The organism is Allorhizobium ampelinum S4 (genome assembly GCF_000016285.1).
GTDB classification, from domain to species: Bacteria; Pseudomonadota; Alphaproteobacteria; order Rhizobiales; family Rhizobiaceae; genus Allorhizobium; species Allorhizobium ampelinum.
This window is the reverse complement of record NC_011989.1, coordinates 1,542,254-1,557,874: the sequence shown is the minus strand read 5'-3', so window position 1 is coordinate 1,557,874 and position 15,621 is coordinate 1,542,254. Positions and strand designations below refer to the sequence as shown.

Here is a 15,621-nt window from a genome sequence, read left to right as displayed (position 1 = left end):
ATTTCGCCCGAAATCGATAGAGATTTCAGAAATTATGCAATAAATGCCAAGCATGTCTCATAGCATGATAAAATCCCTGAGAGCGGGTGCGACGATGGCAATCGCCGCAACCGACCTTGATGAAAAAACTGGTCTTGCGCAGGAAACCGCCCGCCGCTGGCATGGCCGGACTCTATCGCTGCGCTCGCCGCTCGATCCGCCGCTGCCGGATCGTCCGGGGCGTCCCGCCAATCCAGTTCTGGTGCCGCCGAAAGCCACGGAAAAACGGTCGCTGCACACGCTGAAGGGCCGGATCGCTATGCTGCATTCACTGGCCCATATCGAATTGAATGCCGTTGATCTCGCGCTCGATATCGTTGCCCGCTTTGCCAGCGAACCGGTGCCACATTCGTTTTTCGACGGCTGGATGCAGGTGGCCTTTGAAGAAGCCAAGCATTTCGGTCTGGTGCGCGACCGGCTCCGGGCGCTCGGGGCCGATTATGGCGATATGCCAGCCCATGATGGACTTTGGCAGGCCGCCCATAGCACCCGCACCGACCTGACAGCCCGGCTAGCCGTGGTGCCGCTGATTCTTGAGGCGCGCGGACTGGATGTGACACCTTCCCTTCAGGAAAAAATGCGCGAGACCGGCGATATCGAGAGCGCGGACGTCTTGAAGGTGATTTATGACGATGAGAAAGGCCATGTCGCCGTCGGCGCCAAATGGTTTCGCTTTCTCTGCGCCCGCGAAAAACGCGATCCTGCCAAAACCTTCCAGCAATTGGTGCGCACCAATTTCCGGGGGGCGCTGAAAGCACCGTTCAACGACATTGCCCGGGCTGAAGCCGGGCTGACACCCTCCTTTTATCGGGTGCTTTCCTCCATCAGCCACGCTTGAAACATCTCGGCCATAAGCAACATTTTGTTAACCTTAACAGGATGTAATCACCTCGACAGAATCGGGTCTGCAATCTGGATCAGAAGTTACAGTCTGGCCATGCGCCACGCGCAGCGGCTGTAACGATGCACGAGGTCGGCATGATGAAGACACGCAGCCGCAAGGGCTTCAGCAAGCGTCAGCGCCAACAGCATGTCCTTATCCTCGCATCCGGGGAAACCATTCGCCATATGACCCTGCGTCCGTGGATGGCAGGTGCAGGTCTTTGCCTGGCGGTTGCCGGCGTGGTCGGCTATCTCGGCGCGACCTCCTATCTCATCATGCGCGATAATCTGATCGGTGCCTCCATGGCCCGCCAGGCGCATTTGCAGCACGATTACGAAGACCGGATTTCCGCCTTGCGCGCCCAGGTCGACCGGGTCACGTCCCGGCAATTGCTGGACCAGCAGGTGGTGGAGGAAAAGCTTCAAACCCTGCTCGAAAAGCAGATGGCGCTTTCTGCCCGTTCCGGCAAGCTTGGATCGCTTCTGGACCGTGCAGAGGAATCCGGCCTGACGCCGAATGAGCCTTCAGCGCCTGTGATGCCGGATAAATCCGCGTCCGTCGCACCTGTGGGTAAGGGCAATGCACTGGCCGCCCTGAATCGGATGCTCCATACCGGCCCCGCAGACACACAGGAAAGCGATGGCCCGGCATTGGGCTTTATGCCTGCCCATGAAAGCGGCGCCGACCGGGCCGACCGGGTTTTCCGCAACGTGACCCTGTCGCTGAAATCCATCGAACAACAACAGAAATCAAGCATCCATGCACTGACCGCCGAGGCGAGCGACAAGGCCAACACCATCGAGCAGGTCTTGACCGACAATGGCATCCGGATCGACACGCCTGATGCTGGCAAGGACGGAATGGGTGGCCCCCTGGTCGATGCCGACCCGAAACTCGGAATCGATACCAGTCTCGACGGATTGGATAGCGCCCTCAATCGCCTGGATGCCGCCCGCGAAACGGCAAAGGACATGCCTTTTTCAAACCCTGCCGCCACACGTGAAATCACCAGCCCGTTCGGCAACCGCCCTGACCCGCTGCTTGGACGGCTGGCCATGCATACCGGCATAGATTTCCGCGCAACAAATGGTTCTCCCGTCAAAAGTGCCGGTGCTGGAACCGTCATTACGGCCGGACCGACGGGCGGCTATGGGAATATGGTGGAAATCGATCATGGTCAGGGACTGTCCACCCGTTACGGCCATATGTCGAAAATCCTCGTTCGTCCGGGCGAAAAAATCGAGGTTGGCCAGTTGATTGGCCTTTCCGGATCGACCGGGCGCTCCACCGGGCCACACCTGCATTATGAAATTCGCAAGAACGGCAACCCGATCAATCCGATGAGCTTTCTGGCTTCCGGAATGACACTGAAGCCATTTATTGAGTAAGCCCTCACATCAGGAGGACTCTCGTAACGGGCTATGAGATTGGCAGGACTTACCAAGGCAACCCGTTATTCATAAATGTCTGTTACTGCATATCTGCAGATACAAGGATTAGTCAGGGGACCGAGTTGCAAACAAAGCAGCTCAATAGACAAAGCGGAACGGTACTATGTGGCTTGAACTGCATGACGGCGACGGGTTTCCCTTCTTCGTCAATATGGACAATGTCGTTGATTTTCGCTGGTATGAACGAGAAAAATATACCAGCTTGCTGACCACGGCGCCTGTGGCGGAAAAACTCCATATGCTTTACGTGCGCGAAAGCGCGACCCAGATCATGCAGATGATCCGCCAGGAGCAAAACCGGCAGGCCGGCAGAGCGGGTGGCGCCTAAAGCATCGGCGGCGAAAGGCGAACCGGTTTTCTGAACGATGCTCTAAACACAGCAAAGATTGATCCAACACCTTTCGCCCAGCGTAATGGTATAGGTTACTCCTGCCTTAGCGAGCTGCCATGCCAAATGCCCACCCTAGTCCAACCATCCTGTGGTTCCGCAAGGACCTGCGTCTCGATGACAACAGGGCGCTTCTGGCGGCATTGCAGGCCGCAGGCCCGGTCATCCCTCTCTACATTCGCGAGCCTGAGGAAATGGGTACCGGCCCGCTCGGTCCGGCACAGGCATGGTGGCTGCATCACTCACTCGTCAGCCTCGACCAGTCACTTCAATCCTACGGCAGCCGATTGGTTCTTCGCCGCGGCCCACCGGGCCAGGTCCTGCGCCATCTGATTGAGGAAACCGGCTCCAAAGCCGTCCACTGGAATCGCCGTTACGATCCGTCCGGCATGGCCATCGATGCGGAGCTGAAAGCCGCTCTGCGCAGCGACGGGCTTGAAGCCACTAGCCATGCCGGCTTCCTGCTGCATGAACCGTCGAAGGTGAAAACCGGGAGCGGCGGGCCTTTCCGTGTCTACACACCCTTCTGGCGAGCTCTTGAAAAGCAAGGCGATCCACCGCCGCCCGTCGAGAGACCCAAGACCTTGCACAACCCTGCCCATTGGCCGGATAGCGACCGGTTGGAAGACTGGCAACTGCTGCCGACCAAGCCAGATTGGGCAAAGGAGTTTTCGGAAATCTGGACTCCGGGAGAGCCCGGCGCTCAGGACAAACTGAGCCAGTTTATCGATCATGGCCTCAAGGGTTACCGCACGCAGCGGGATTTCCCCGCCCTGCCCCATACATCCGGCCTGTCGCCGCATCTGGCGCTCGGGGAGATTTCTCCGGCGCGTATCTGGCATGCAACCATCGGCCTTGGCGATGATGTGTCCACCGACGACTATGTGCATTTTCGAAAAGAGCTGGTCTGGCGCGAATTTTCCTACCATCTGCTGTTTCACTTTGCCGATCTGGCCAGCCAAAACTGGAACGACCGCTTCAATGACTTTCCCTGGAAGAAGAACGCGGAATTTCTATCCGCCTGGCAGCGGGGCCAGACTGGCTATCCGATTGTCGACGCAGGCATGCGCCAGCTTTGGCGACATGGTGTCATGCACAATCGTGTGCGCATGATTGTCGCTTCCTTTCTGATCAAGGACCTGATGATCGACTGGCGCGAAGGCGAAGCCTGGTTTCGTTACACATTGGTCGATGCCGATCCAGCGTCCAATGCCGCCAGCTGGCAATGGGTGGCTGGCTCCGGCGCCGATGCCTCACCGTTTTTCCGGATTTTCAACCCGATTACCCAGAGCGAGAAATTCGATCCGGACGGCGACTATATCCGCCAATTCGTGCCAGAGCTGGCAAAACTGCCAAACAACCTGATCCATCGCCCATTCGAAGCCCCCGCCCCCCTGTTGGAAAAGGCGGGGATTACGCTTGGCAAAACCTATCCAGCGCCACTGGTAGATCACAAAAGAGCCAGAGCCGTGGCCCTTGAGGCTTATAAATCAACCGGCTCGCCGGACTGAATAACAGGTGCACGGACGCTTTACCCACATACTGAGGCAAGGTTTTCCGGGTTGATGCCACAGCAAGAAATTGCATTTCTTGTCATGCAGGGCTTGTAGACCGAAAACACACTTTCTATTGTTCGGGAAACAGAAAGTGCGCTCATGGCATTCCACCCCTCCGTTCTAGACGCCATCGGCAACACGCCGCTGATCCGGCTGAAAGCCGCTTCGCAGGCAACCGGCTGCACGATTTTGGGCAAGGCCGAGTTTCTCAATCCCGGCCAGTCCGTCAAGGACCGTGCCGCGCTCTACATCATCCGCGATGCCGAACGGCGCGGATTGCTGCGACCCGGCGGGGTGATCGTCGAGGGCACGGCCGGTAATACCGGTATCGGCCTGACGCTGGTCGCCAAGGCGCTTGGCTACCGCACCGTGATTGTCATTCCTGAAACCCAGAGCCAGGAAAAGAAGGACGCGCTGCGGCTGCTTGGTGCGGAACTGGTCGAGGTTCCCGCTGTTCCCTACAAGAACCCGAATAATTACGTGAAGCTTTCCGGACGCCTTGCGGCCCAGCTGGCCAAAACCGAACCGAACGGCGCGATCTGGGCCAATCAGTTTGACAATACCGCCAATCGGGACGCTCATATCGAGACAACAGCCCGGGAGATATTTGAGGATACCGGCGGTGCTGTTGATGGTTTCATCTGCGCGGTCGGCTCCGGTGGCACGCTGGCAGGCACGGGGATCGGACTGCGAAATCTGAAGCCCGGCGTCAAAATCGGCCTTGCCGATCCCGAAGGAGCCGCGCTCTATGAATTCTACCGGAATGGCGAATTGAAATCCTCTGGTTCCTCAATCAGCGAAGGCATCGGCCAGGGCCGGATTACCGCCAATCTGGAAGGATTTACGCCTGATTTCTCTTACCTCATCCCCGACAGCGAAGCCCTGCCGATCATTTTCGATCTGGTCGAACAGGAAGGCCTCTGCCTTGGCGGCTCTTCCGGCATCAATATTGCCGGTGCCATCCGGCTGGCGCGCGATCTTGGGCCGGGTCATACCATCGTGACCATCCTGTGCGATTATGGCAATCGCTACCAGTCGAAGCTCTATAATCCGGCCTTCCTCAAGGAAAAGGGCCTGCCGCAACCGACATGGCTAGGCGGCAAAACTGACATTTCCATTCCCTTCGAACCTGTCTGAGCCCCATGCCAACATTGCCTCTGTTTCGTGACGACTTTTACCTTTCGACGGCAGAGGCAGTGGTGACAGCCGTGCATGACGACGGCTCAATCGAGCTTGACCAGACCTGCTTTTACGCCACATCCGGCGGCCAGCCAGGCGATACCGGTTTTCTCGAACGCGCCGATGGCTCGACCATCCAGCTTGGCCTGACGCGCCACGGCCCGGACAAGAGCATCATTCTACACCTGCCCCTGGAGGGCCAGCCAAGTCCTGACCTAGGTGAAAAACTGGTCCTGCATGTGGATTGGCCACGCCGCTACAAGCTGATGCGGATGCATACCGCCTGCCATCTGCTGTCGGTGGTCTGCCCGTTTCCCATTACCGGTGCTGCGGTCGGCGAGGATGAAAGCCGGGTGGATTTCGACATGAGCGACGCCATCGACCGCGAAACGGTGACGGCGGATCTGATGCGGTTGGTGGAGGAAAACCATCCGGTTTACCTGGAATGGATCACCGACGCGCAACTGGCAGCCAATCCGGATATTGTCAAATCCAAGAATGTGCGCCCACCGATGGGTTTGGGTCGCGTTAGCCTTGTTTGCATCGGAGAGAATTCATCCGTTGACAGCCAGCCCTGCGGCGGCACACATGTTTCCGAGACCCAGGAGGTCGGTGCGATTCACATCGCCAAGATCGAGAAAAAGGGCAAGGAGAACCGGCGCTTCCGTATTCGCTTCGGTACGCTGGAACCCTCTGCCTGACAAGCATGGAGAGAAGCATGTCTGCGGAGAAAAGCCGTTTCGTCGTATCGGCCGAGTGGGTACAGAAGCAATTGGGCGCACCTCAATTCAAGGTCGTCGATGCATCGGTGTATTTGCCGGTTCACAACCGTAATGCGGCAGATGAATATGCCAGTGGTCACATTCCTGGCGCTGTGTTTTTCGATCAAGACCAAATCGCAGATCATTCCTCCTCCTTGCCCCACACCTTGCCATCGCCAGAGAGATTTTCCGAGGCCGTTGGCAAGCTCGGCATTGCCGACACGGATACTATTGTTGTCTATGACGGCCCCGGAGTTTATTCCGCACCGCGCGTCTGGTGGATGCTGCGTGTGATGGGTGCGCGCGATGTGTTTGTTCTCGATGGTGGTCTGGATGGCTGGAAGCAGCAGGGCCTGCCTTTGGAAACCGACTTACCCGAGCCTGCACCCGCAACATTCAATGCAACATTCAACGAAGCCCAGGTAACATCCTTCGCCGAGATGCGCACCATTGTCGATGATAGCTTGAAGCAGGTGGCAGACGCTCGCCCCGCAGGACGCTTCACCGGTCAGGATGCCGAACCAAGGGCCGGCATGCGCTCTGGCCATATGCCGGGGGCACGGTCTGTGCCTGCCTCGATTTTGAGCGAGAATGGGCGGTTAAAAGATCTCTCCGCGCTACGGGCGATTTTTACCGAGGCGGGCATTGACCTGACACGCCCGATCGTCACCAGCTGCGGCTCCGGGGTTACGGCTGCAGCAGTGACGCTGGCGCTACAATCGCTCGGCCATCATGACAATACGCTCTATGACGGCTCCTGGTCAGAATGGGGATCTCGCAAGGACACTCCGGTGGTAACCGGACCAGCAGATACGATTGAAGGCGAGTTACCCACGCTTCTAACCGCCCATGTCACCAAACTGGAAATGACCGCGCCCCCGAAGTCCAGCTTGCCAGTGCCGATCAATATCCAGACGGCAATCATCCGCGCCACTGAAATGCCCCTACCCTATTACCGCTTCCTCTATCGGCAGGTCGGCTCCCGCTGGCACTGGTACAAGCGCCTGCAGATGAGCGATGCCGAGCTGAAGGCAACCATCCATAGCCCGGATGTGTCAATCTGTGTGCTTTACGTCAATGGCGCCCCAGCGGGCTTCTTTGAGCTGACCCAGCAACAGGACAATACGGTCGAGCTGTCCTATTTCGGCCTGTTCGAACATGCACTGGGACTTGGAATCGGCAAATGGTTCCTGCTTCAGGCCCTCTATGCCGCCTGGTCGACCGCACCAACCAAAATCTCGGTGATGACAAATACACTCGACCATCCCCGCGCCCTGCAACTCTACCAGCAATTCGGCTTTTCACCGGTTGAAACGTGGAACGAGTTGGTGGAGCCACCCTCGGAATCCAGTTTGCTGGACATTTTAAAGCGGGATTACAACATTCAGTGATCAGCTGTGACGCCGGTCAATTCGTCTTCAAGCCTGTCAGGTTTAGATTGAACCCGACAGGCTCGAATCCATTCAGTTCAGCAATGGGATAATCGACGGGCAACACCATCAACCTTTCGGACACTCACTTCTTAGGTGAGAATGCAAGCCGGTCCAGCACGCTAGCGATGACAATGCCCAAACAATAAGCCACGATGTTCCACGGTGAAAAAATTCGGCCGAGCAGCAAGGCACCCGCCATAGTCAAACGAAAAGCATCCAGCTCCGGCGTATGGATCAACCTGGACAATTCGACAGCAATTGCAACTGCCAAAGAAGCGACCAAAGACCGGCGGAATGCAACCAAAACCATAGCGGTCAACCCATAGACCATAGCTCCCCACAAGATCGACCCGCCATACTTGACGAAAAAGAACGGCAAACCAAACTGATAGCCTTTAACCCGCAACAGAAGACCCGCAATAATCACGCCTAGCGACGCTACCAATAAAATAAGCTTTCTTTGCAATGGGCTATAATCTCCGGTCCTGACGATAGAAAAGTTGGATCCTCTTCAAAAACCGTCCCTCTCCAACATCGCACATTTTTGATGCATACAAGTTCCAGTGAATTATGTAGCAGGCAAGATCGTATGACAGATCCCCGCACACGCCAAGCGTTCTCACTTCATCGCCTTGATGACATTCTTGAGCAGAGTCGGCCATTCAACAGTCTCTCAGGTCTGCGCCGATTTATCGTCGAGTTTCTCTATTTTGGAATAAAGGAGGCCCGCGCCTGTCTTTTCGTCGGACTGTTTTTTCTGGCGGTTTTCCTCGTGCCGCGCGGTGGCATTCTTGGTGTTGCCCGCTACGATATACTGTTGTTTATCGCTCTTGCCATCCAAGCGATCATGCTGATCGGCAAACTGGAGACTTGGGACGAAGCCAAGGCAATCGCGCTCTTCCATGCACTTGGTTTTGCTCTTGAAGTCTTCAAGACCTCCGGCGCACTTCCATCTTGGTCTTATCCTGATCCCGGATTGAGCAAATTTTCGGTGTTCCTCTATTTTCCGGCTTCATGTACGCGGGTGTCGGCTCCTACATCATACAAGCTTGGAGGTTATTCGACCTGCGTGTTCGCCATCACCCACCGTATTGGATGACGGCGCTAGTCGCAGTGGCAATATATGCAAACTTTTTCACCCATCACTATATCGGCGACTACCGCTGGTATATTGCCGCTTGCGCGCTGGGCCTCTACGCCCGAACCACTGTGATTTTCCGTCCTTATGACAAAGACCGATGGATGCCTCTGTTTGTGGCATTTATCCTCATAGGATTTTTTATATGGCTTGCCGAAAACATCAGCACATTTTTTGGTATCTGGCGCTATCCGAACCAGATGAACTATTGGTCCATGGTTCATCTTGGTAAATGGAGTTCGTGGTCCTTGTTGGTGATCATGTCATTTGTGATCGTCACGCAATTGAAGCATATCAAAACAAGGATACACATACCTCAATAGTAAGCGCATCGACTTTATGGCGAACCCGGCTGTCAGGACATGAAGGCGCGAAAACACACCGCGTCCTCAATGCCTTGATTTTTATTGTGGAGCTCAAAAGCGAATAAGGCGCTCAAGATACACATAATATGGTTTATTTTCCGCCATCGCGCTCCTTCCACGTTTTCCAGTCCGCGATAACGGCATCGGCGAACCGACTCCCCACCCTATAAGCATTTGTGACTGATGGCATGAAGCCGCCGGACTTCGACGTAAGCGATTCGATCGCGGTGCGGCCAAACGGCTCACGATCAAAATTGGAAGCCGTGCGCAACACCAGAATACGGTTGAAATCGAGGCGCCTGGCCTCCGACGCCCGCTTCAAAGCTGTCAGCGTCGCATTATCCTCCATTTGGGTGGTGCAGTAATGGGCTTTCCCATCGGTGACCAATGCCGCAAACCGTTCTGTGGCTTCAGCATCCTTTACCCCATGCCAATAGGTATCGCCTGAGACCGTGTCGCAAATCTTCACAGACGGGGCAGCCTTGGCTGCCGGCGAGGCATAGGCGGCGCGATAAGTCTTGGCGGCATCGCTGTCCAACAATTCGACGGAACCGGTCAGCGCCATGGCCTTCTGGACCAGCGCCTCGTTCAGCGCGTAGACTTCTGTCCCCGCCGCCCAGGTCGGCTTGCCGGTCGGATTTGCCGCACCCAGTGGCACCTGCCCGTCCGGCCAATCCTTGTCGATCTGGCGGGCATCGATATCATGCCGCAATCCGCCATCCACCACATATCTGGCCCAGAGCGCAGATCCCAGAGTTCCTTCCTTCGGATTGACGCCCGCAATGCCTGCAATCAACACATAGGTGTTGCGAAGGTCAAACCGACGATCGAACGCGACCGCCATGGTCGAACTCGCCGCATTGGCATAGCCCATTGCCGTGGTCATCACGCAGAGGCCCTGACGATCGCAAGCGACCTCAGGATACTCTTTCGACATACCAGGCACCTTAACCTTAGTCGTCAGCTTGCGTCCCGCCAGCCAAGGCTTGGTCTCCTCGCCAAACATCGTGATGACAAGAACTTTCGGAGCGATTGTTTTCACTCCCCGGCTGGAAGCCGACGACGCGGCTTGACTGACAATGGCGCTGGACGCCACCGTCAAGGCCGTGACAATCATCGCAGTGGCGAATGCAGGCAATCTTGGCATCATAGGATAGATCTCTTTATCGAAGGGCAATGGCACCATTGCAGGGAGGAGATCTCCTTCTTAGCCCGGACAGAATTTCAGGTCAAAACCATAGGACTAAGGCATAATCAATCCTGCAGATTAACTGACAATCGAGTGACGCATGAACATGACTCCCTCGAAAAATTTTCCGGCTGCAAGCCAAAAAACAGAAAAAGGCCGGATGGTTTCCCATCCGGCCCTGAAACAAACGACTTAACGTCGCTTATGGCTTATGCTGCTTCAGCGGTTTCTGCTTCAGCCGCAACGCGAGCCTTGTCAGCTGCACCCTTGGCATCGACATCGCGCTCAACGAACTCGATAACGGCCAGAGGAGCATTGTCGCCCTGACGGAAACCAGCCTTCATGATACGCAGGTAGCCGCCGTTACGGCTAGCGTAACGAGTAGCAATCGCATCGAACAGCTTGCGAACAGCATCCTGATCGCGGATCTGCGAAATGGCCTGACGACGAGCGTGCAGGTCGCCGCGCTTGCCGAGCGTGACAAGCCGTTCTACGATCGGGCGAATTTCCTTCGCCTTTGGCAGGGTCGTGACAATTTGCTCATGGGTGATGAGCGAAGCCGCCATATTGGCAAACATTGCCTTACGGTGGCTGGCGGTACGGTTCAGCTTGCGGCCGGCTTTCTGATGGCGCATGGCTATTCTCCTTCAATGCAGGTTCCCGCGCTTGTTGCGGCCCTGCCGTTTCCTGACACATACGGATCAAGATCCGCAGTTTGACTGGAAAGGCAGAGTTCAACCTGCCTTATCTAAGATTAATATTGGTCTTCGTAACGCTTGGCGAGATCTTCAATGTTTTCCGGCGGCCAGGCAGGAACTTCCATACCCAGATGCAGGCCCATGGAAGCCAGAACTTCCTTGATCTCGTTCAGCGACTTGCGACCAAAGTTCGGCGTGCGCAACATTTCGGCTTCGGTCTTCTGGATCAGATCGCCAATATACACGATATTGTCGTTCTTCAGGCAGTTGGCCGAACGGACCGAAAGTTCGAGTTCGTCGACCTTCTTCAACAGCGCCGGGTTGAAAGCCAGTTCGGTAACGGCTTCTTCTTCAGCTTCACGCTGCGGCTCATCGAAGTTGACGAAGACAGACAGCTGGTCCTGGAGAATACGAGCAGCGAAAGCCACCGCATCTTCACCCGAAACAGACCCGTCGGTCTCGATCGTCATGGTCAGCTTGTCGTAGTCAAGAACTTGGCCTTCGCGGGTGTTTTCCACCTTGTAGGACACTTTCTTGACCGGCGAATAAAGGCTATCGACCGGGATAAGCCCAATCGGAGCATCTTCTGCCCGGTTACGATCAGCCGGGACATAGCCCTTGCCGTTGTTGACCGTGAATTCCATCCGGATTTCCGCGCCTTCATCCAGCGTGCAGATGACGTGGTGCGGATTGAGGATCTCGATATCGCCAACCGTCTGGATATCTCCAGCGGTCACGACGCCTGGACCCTGCTTGCGGACAACCATGCGCTTGGCATCGTCGCCGTCCATCTTGATGGCAATTTCCTTGATGTTCAAAACGATGTCGGTGACATCTTCGCGAACACCCGGGATCGACGAGAATTCATGCAGAACACCGTCGATCTGGACAGCCGTCACGGCAGCACCGCGCAGCGACGACAGCAAAACGCGACGAAGCGCGTTGCCGAGCGTCAGACCGAAGCCCCGCTCAAGCGGTTCGGCAACCAGGGTTGCCTTGGTGCGACCGCTGGAGGAGAACTCAACCTTGTTCGGCTTGATCAGTTCCTGCCAATTCTTCTGAATCATATGTTTACCTTCCGTTCGTCGCCACTATTCAATCGTGACGACCGAGCATGAGAAGAACCGGGACCGCATGTACGCATATCCCGGCCGGACGAAGAATGATCAGACGCGGCGCTTCTTGCGAGGACGGCAGCCATTGTGCGGGATCGGGGTCACATCGCGGATCGAGGTGATCATGAAGCCCGCAGCCTGCAAAGCGCGCAGAGCCGACTCACGGCCAGAACCCGGACCGCAAACTTCGACTTCCAGCGACTTCATGCCGTGTTCCTGAGCCTTCTTGGCGCAATCTTCAGCAGCGATCTGAGCGGCAAACGGGGTCGACTTACGCGAACCCTTGAAGCCCTTTGCACCAGCAGACGACCAGGCAATTGCATTGCCCTGCGCGTCGGTGATGGTGATCATCGTATTGTTGAATGTCGAGTTGACGTGCGCAACACCCGACGAAATATTTTTGCGCTCTCTACGGCGAACGCGTGTGGCTTCCTTGGCCATTCAATTCCCTTTCATTGATCTCGACACCGCCGTAACACCAGCGGCTCCACCGGAAAGGACAACGTGCCCTTTCCAAAACTGCAACAAGGCCGGCACTGACGTGCCAGCCTCAAGCTCGCCATACAGCGAAACTTACTTCTTCTTACCAGCGATAGCCTTTGCCGGACCCTTGCGAGTACGAGCATTGGTATGTGTACGCTGACCGCGAACAGGCAGACCGCGACGATGACGAAGACCGCGGTAGCAGCCCAGATCCATCAAACGCTTGATGTTCATTGCGGTGTCGCGACGCAGGTCGCCTTCGACCTGGTAATCGCGGTCGATGGTTTCACGGATAGCCAGAACTTCAGCATCTGTCAGCTGATGAACGCGGCGGTCGGCGGAAAGGCCAACCTTTTCCATGATTTCCTGTGCGAACTTCGGACCAATCCCATGAATATAGGTCAGCGCGATAACTACGCGCTTTGCCGTTGGGATGTTGACGCCAGCGATACGTGCCACGCCTATTCTCCTTGCGTTCCAGTTGCCGTCCGGCAAGTGGTGTGTCGTTTGACAGCCGTGACAAGGCCGCCGATTGATTTTTGGGTTCTCAACAAGTCAAAACGACCGAACCCGCCTTCCTCCGTAGGAAGAACGCGCCGACCGTTGATCTTTAGCGAGTTGGCGCGCTATCTAGCGGAATCAGTGACGAAAAGCAACCGTTCCGCTAAAGAATTTCATGGATATCCGATCAGAGACCGGACAAGACCGTCTCGATTTCCGCCGTAACCTGGTCGATTTCGGCCATACCGTCGACAGAATGGAGCTTTCCCTTGGCGTAGTAATAGCCAATCAGAGGAGAAGTCTCCTTATAATAGGCCTGCAGACGGGTCTTTACCGTATCGCGATTGTCATCGGGACGGCGTTTGAAGTGAGTCGATCCGCATTTATCGCAAACCCCCTCCACCTTCGGCTTGAGATTTTCATCATGATAACCCGTCCCGCAATTGGCACAGGTATAACGGCCAGCGATCCGATCCGCCAGGATTTCATCTTCGACCCTGATTTCAACCACAGCCGAAAGCTCAAGGCCTTTAACCGCGAGCATCTTTTCCGTAGCATCCGCCTGGATCAAGGTCCGCGGAAACCCATCGAGAATGAAGCCATTGCTGCAATCATCCTGATCGATCCGCTCGGAAACAATCGCAATGACGATATCGTCCGACACAAGCTTTCCGGCATCCATCACCGCCTTGGCGCGCTTACCGACCTCAGTCTGCGCCGACACAGCCGCCCGCAGCATATCCCCCGTCGATAGTTGCGGAATACCGTACTTGTCGACAATCCTCTGGGCCTGCGTGCCTTTACCCGCACCCGGAGGCCCCAATAGAATTAACCTCATCGTCCCCTCTTTCCTCCACGCAACTTCGATTTCTTGATCAGCCCCTCATATTGCTGAGCAATCAGGTGACCCTGTACCTGTGCTACCGTATCCAGGGTAACGCTGACAACAATCAAAAGCGACGTACCACCAAGGGATAAGGGCACCCCGGTCTGAGAAACCAAAATTTCGGGAAGGATACAGACGAAGACAAGGTAAATGGCGCCAACAACGGTAATTCGCGTCAGCACATAATCGATATATTCAGCCGTGCGCTCGCCGGGACGAATCCCCGGAATGAAGCCGCCATGCTTTTTCAGATTATCGGCCGTGTCCTTCGGATTGAAAACAATGGCCGTATAGAAGAATGCAAAGAAGCCGATCAGCAGCGCATAGAGCACCATATAGGCAGGCTGGCCATGGCCAAGCGCGCTGATGATGGTGGTCGCCCAGGCCGGCAGCGTTGAGCCACCGGTGAAGCCAGCAGCAGTCGCCGGCAGCAGCAACAGCGAAGATGCGAAGATCGCGGGAATCACGCCCGAGGTGTTCAGCTTCAGTGGCAGATGCGAGGTGTCACCCTGGAACATCCGATTGCCGACCTGACGCTTCGGATACTGGATCAACAAGCGGCGCTGGGCGCGCTCGAAGAACACGATCAGCGCAATCACGCCAATCGCCACCAGAATCACCGTCAGGATCAAAGCTGTGGACAAAGCGCCGGTGCGGCCAAGCTCCAATGTACCAGCAAGAGCAGTCGGCAGACCAGCGGCAATACCCGCGAAGATAATCAGCGAAATACCGTTACCAATACCACGCGACGTGATCTGCTCGCCGAGCCACATCAGGAACATCGTACCGCCCAGCAGCGTTACGACGGTAGACAGCCGGAAGAACAAGCCAGGATCGGTCACCAAGCCATTCCCATGCTCCAGGCCAACCGCAATTCCATAGGCTTGCAGCGTGCCGAGCAGAACAGTGCCGTAGCGGGTATATTGATTGATGATCTTGCGCCCCTGCTCACCTTCCTTCTTGAGGTTTTCAAGAGAAGGAACAACTGATGTCATCAGCTGGACGATAATCGAGGCGGAAATATAGGGCATGATCCCCAGGGCGAAAATCGCCATGCGCTGCACCGCGCCACCGGAAAACATGTTGAACAGTCCCAGAATACCACCGGACTGGCCTTTAAAGGCAGCCGCGTAGGCCTCTGGGTTGAGGCCAGGCAGCGGAATGTGGGTACCTAGACGATAGACAAGAAGGGCGGCCAGCGTGAACCAGATGCGCTTTTTCAAATCCTCTGCCTTCGCAAAGGTTGAAAAGTTCAGGTTCGAGGCCAATTGTTCCGCTGCAGAAGCCATAAAATTCTCCGCGTCACCATATACGGCGGCTTGACGATGGACAGCCTGCCGAAGGTAAAGTTCGTTCTCTCTCGCAGAAAACCGGGGGCGGAGCGATTGCAGTGCAACCAGATGCCTCTCCCTCTGTTTCCGAAATTCCCGGAAGACGGAACATAAAGCGCTGTGCATTTTTTCAAACACACGAAAGCTGCTTTATCACTCAAAAAGTGCTGTGTCGCTTTCTCCCCAAACCAGGATGATTTGGGGAGAAAGCGACACAGGAGCCGC

15 protein-coding genes and 1 pseudogene are annotated in these 15,621 nt (G+C 55.9%); 8 read left to right on the top strand and 8 right to left on the bottom strand.

Going from position 1 to position 15,621, the window contains the following annotated elements:
- Positions 1 to 94: 94 nt before the first annotated feature.
- The 7 genes from AVI_RS07360 to sseA all read left to right on the top strand — a co-directional run bounded on the left by AVI_RS07360 (position 95) and on the right by sseA (position 7,648).
- Positions 95 to 877: a ferritin-like domain-containing protein gene (locus AVI_RS07360; protein WP_015915771.1), complete on the top strand. Its 783-nt coding sequence runs from the start codon at positions 95 to 97 to the stop codon at positions 875 to 877.
- 143 nt (positions 878 to 1,020) lie between these two features.
- Positions 1,021 to 2,310 (top strand): M23 family metallopeptidase, encoded by a 1,290-nt coding sequence (locus tag AVI_RS07355; RefSeq protein ID WP_417883610.1) that lies wholly within the window; start codon positions 1,021 to 1,023, stop codon positions 2,308 to 2,310.
- Positions 2,311 to 2,476: 166 nt separating this feature from the next.
- Positions 2,477 to 2,701, top strand: a complete 225-nt coding sequence (locus AVI_RS07350; RefSeq protein ID WP_041696474.1) for a hypothetical protein — start codon at positions 2,477 to 2,479, stop codon at positions 2,699 to 2,701.
- Positions 2,702 to 2,820: 119 nt separating this feature from the next.
- Positions 2,821 to 4,272, top strand: a complete 1,452-nt coding sequence (locus AVI_RS07345; RefSeq protein ID WP_015915769.1) for a cryptochrome/photolyase family protein — start codon at positions 2,821 to 2,823, stop codon at positions 4,270 to 4,272.
- Between the two features lie 144 nt (positions 4,273 to 4,416).
- Positions 4,417 to 5,454, top strand: a complete 1,038-nt coding sequence (locus AVI_RS07340; protein WP_015915768.1) for a cysteine synthase A — start codon at positions 4,417 to 4,419, stop codon at positions 5,452 to 5,454.
- 5 nt (positions 5,455 to 5,459) lie between these two features.
- Positions 5,460 to 6,197 carry an alanyl-tRNA editing protein gene (locus AVI_RS07335; RefSeq protein WP_015915767.1) on the top strand — a complete coding sequence of 246 codons (738 nt, stop codon included), beginning with the start codon at positions 5,460 to 5,462 and terminating at the stop codon, positions 6,195 to 6,197.
- A 17-nt stretch (positions 6,198 to 6,214) separates the two neighbouring features.
- On the top strand, positions 6,215 to 7,648 hold the full coding sequence (gene sseA / locus AVI_RS07330) for a 3-mercaptopyruvate sulfurtransferase (protein ID WP_015915766.1): 1,434 nt from the start codon (positions 6,215 to 6,217) through the stop codon (positions 7,646 to 7,648).
- A gap of 124 nt (positions 7,649 to 7,772) precedes the next feature.
- On the opposite strand, the gene AVI_RS07325 is transcribed toward sseA, so the two are convergent.
- Positions 7,773 to 8,156 (bottom strand): ribosomal maturation YjgA family protein, encoded by a 384-nt coding sequence (locus AVI_RS07325; RefSeq protein WP_015915765.1) that lies wholly within the window; start codon positions 8,154 to 8,156, stop codon positions 7,773 to 7,775.
- Positions 8,157 to 8,279: 123 nt separating this feature from the next.
- Here AVI_RS07325 and AVI_RS07320 point away from each other — a divergent pair.
- Positions 8,280 to 9,151, top strand: a pseudogene (locus AVI_RS07320) (DUF817 domain-containing protein).
- A 133-nt stretch (positions 9,152 to 9,284) separates the two neighbouring features.
- Here the strand turns inward: AVI_RS07320 and AVI_RS07315 are convergent.
- From AVI_RS07315 to secY, 7 genes are all read right to left on the bottom strand, one after another.
- Positions 9,285 to 10,343 carry a purine-nucleoside phosphorylase gene (locus AVI_RS07315; RefSeq protein WP_234617903.1) on the bottom strand — a complete coding sequence of 353 codons (1,059 nt, stop codon included), beginning with the start codon at positions 10,341 to 10,343 and terminating at the stop codon, positions 9,285 to 9,287.
- A 248-nt stretch (positions 10,344 to 10,591) separates the two neighbouring features.
- A complete protein-coding gene (rplQ, locus tag AVI_RS07310) occupies positions 10,592 to 11,017 on the bottom strand; it encodes a 50S ribosomal protein L17 (protein WP_015915763.1) in 426 nt (141 codons plus the stop codon).
- A 119-nt stretch (positions 11,018 to 11,136) separates the two neighbouring features.
- Positions 11,137 to 12,147 carry a DNA-directed RNA polymerase subunit alpha gene (locus AVI_RS07305; RefSeq protein WP_015915762.1) on the bottom strand — a complete coding sequence of 337 codons (1,011 nt, stop codon included), beginning with the start codon at positions 12,145 to 12,147 and terminating at the stop codon, positions 11,137 to 11,139.
- A 99-nt stretch (positions 12,148 to 12,246) separates the two neighbouring features.
- A complete protein-coding gene (gene rpsK / locus AVI_RS07300; protein ID WP_015915761.1) occupies positions 12,247 to 12,636 on the bottom strand; it encodes a 30S ribosomal protein S11 in 390 nt (129 codons plus the stop codon).
- A gap of 132 nt (positions 12,637 to 12,768) precedes the next feature.
- Entirely contained in the window at positions 12,769 to 13,137 is a 369-nt protein-coding gene (rpsM, locus tag AVI_RS07295; RefSeq protein WP_015915760.1) for a 30S ribosomal protein S13, read from the bottom strand.
- Between the two features lie 229 nt (positions 13,138 to 13,366).
- Positions 13,367 to 14,017 (bottom strand): adenylate kinase, encoded by a 651-nt coding sequence (locus AVI_RS07290; protein WP_015915759.1) that lies wholly within the window; start codon positions 14,015 to 14,017, stop codon positions 13,367 to 13,369.
- Positions 14,014 to 15,354, bottom strand: a complete 1,341-nt coding sequence (gene secY, locus AVI_RS07285; RefSeq protein WP_015915758.1) for a preprotein translocase subunit SecY — start codon at positions 15,352 to 15,354, stop codon at positions 14,014 to 14,016. Before secY ends, AVI_RS07290 begins: the two co-directional genes overlap by 4 nt.
- Between the last annotated feature and the right edge of the window lie 267 nt (positions 15,355 to 15,621).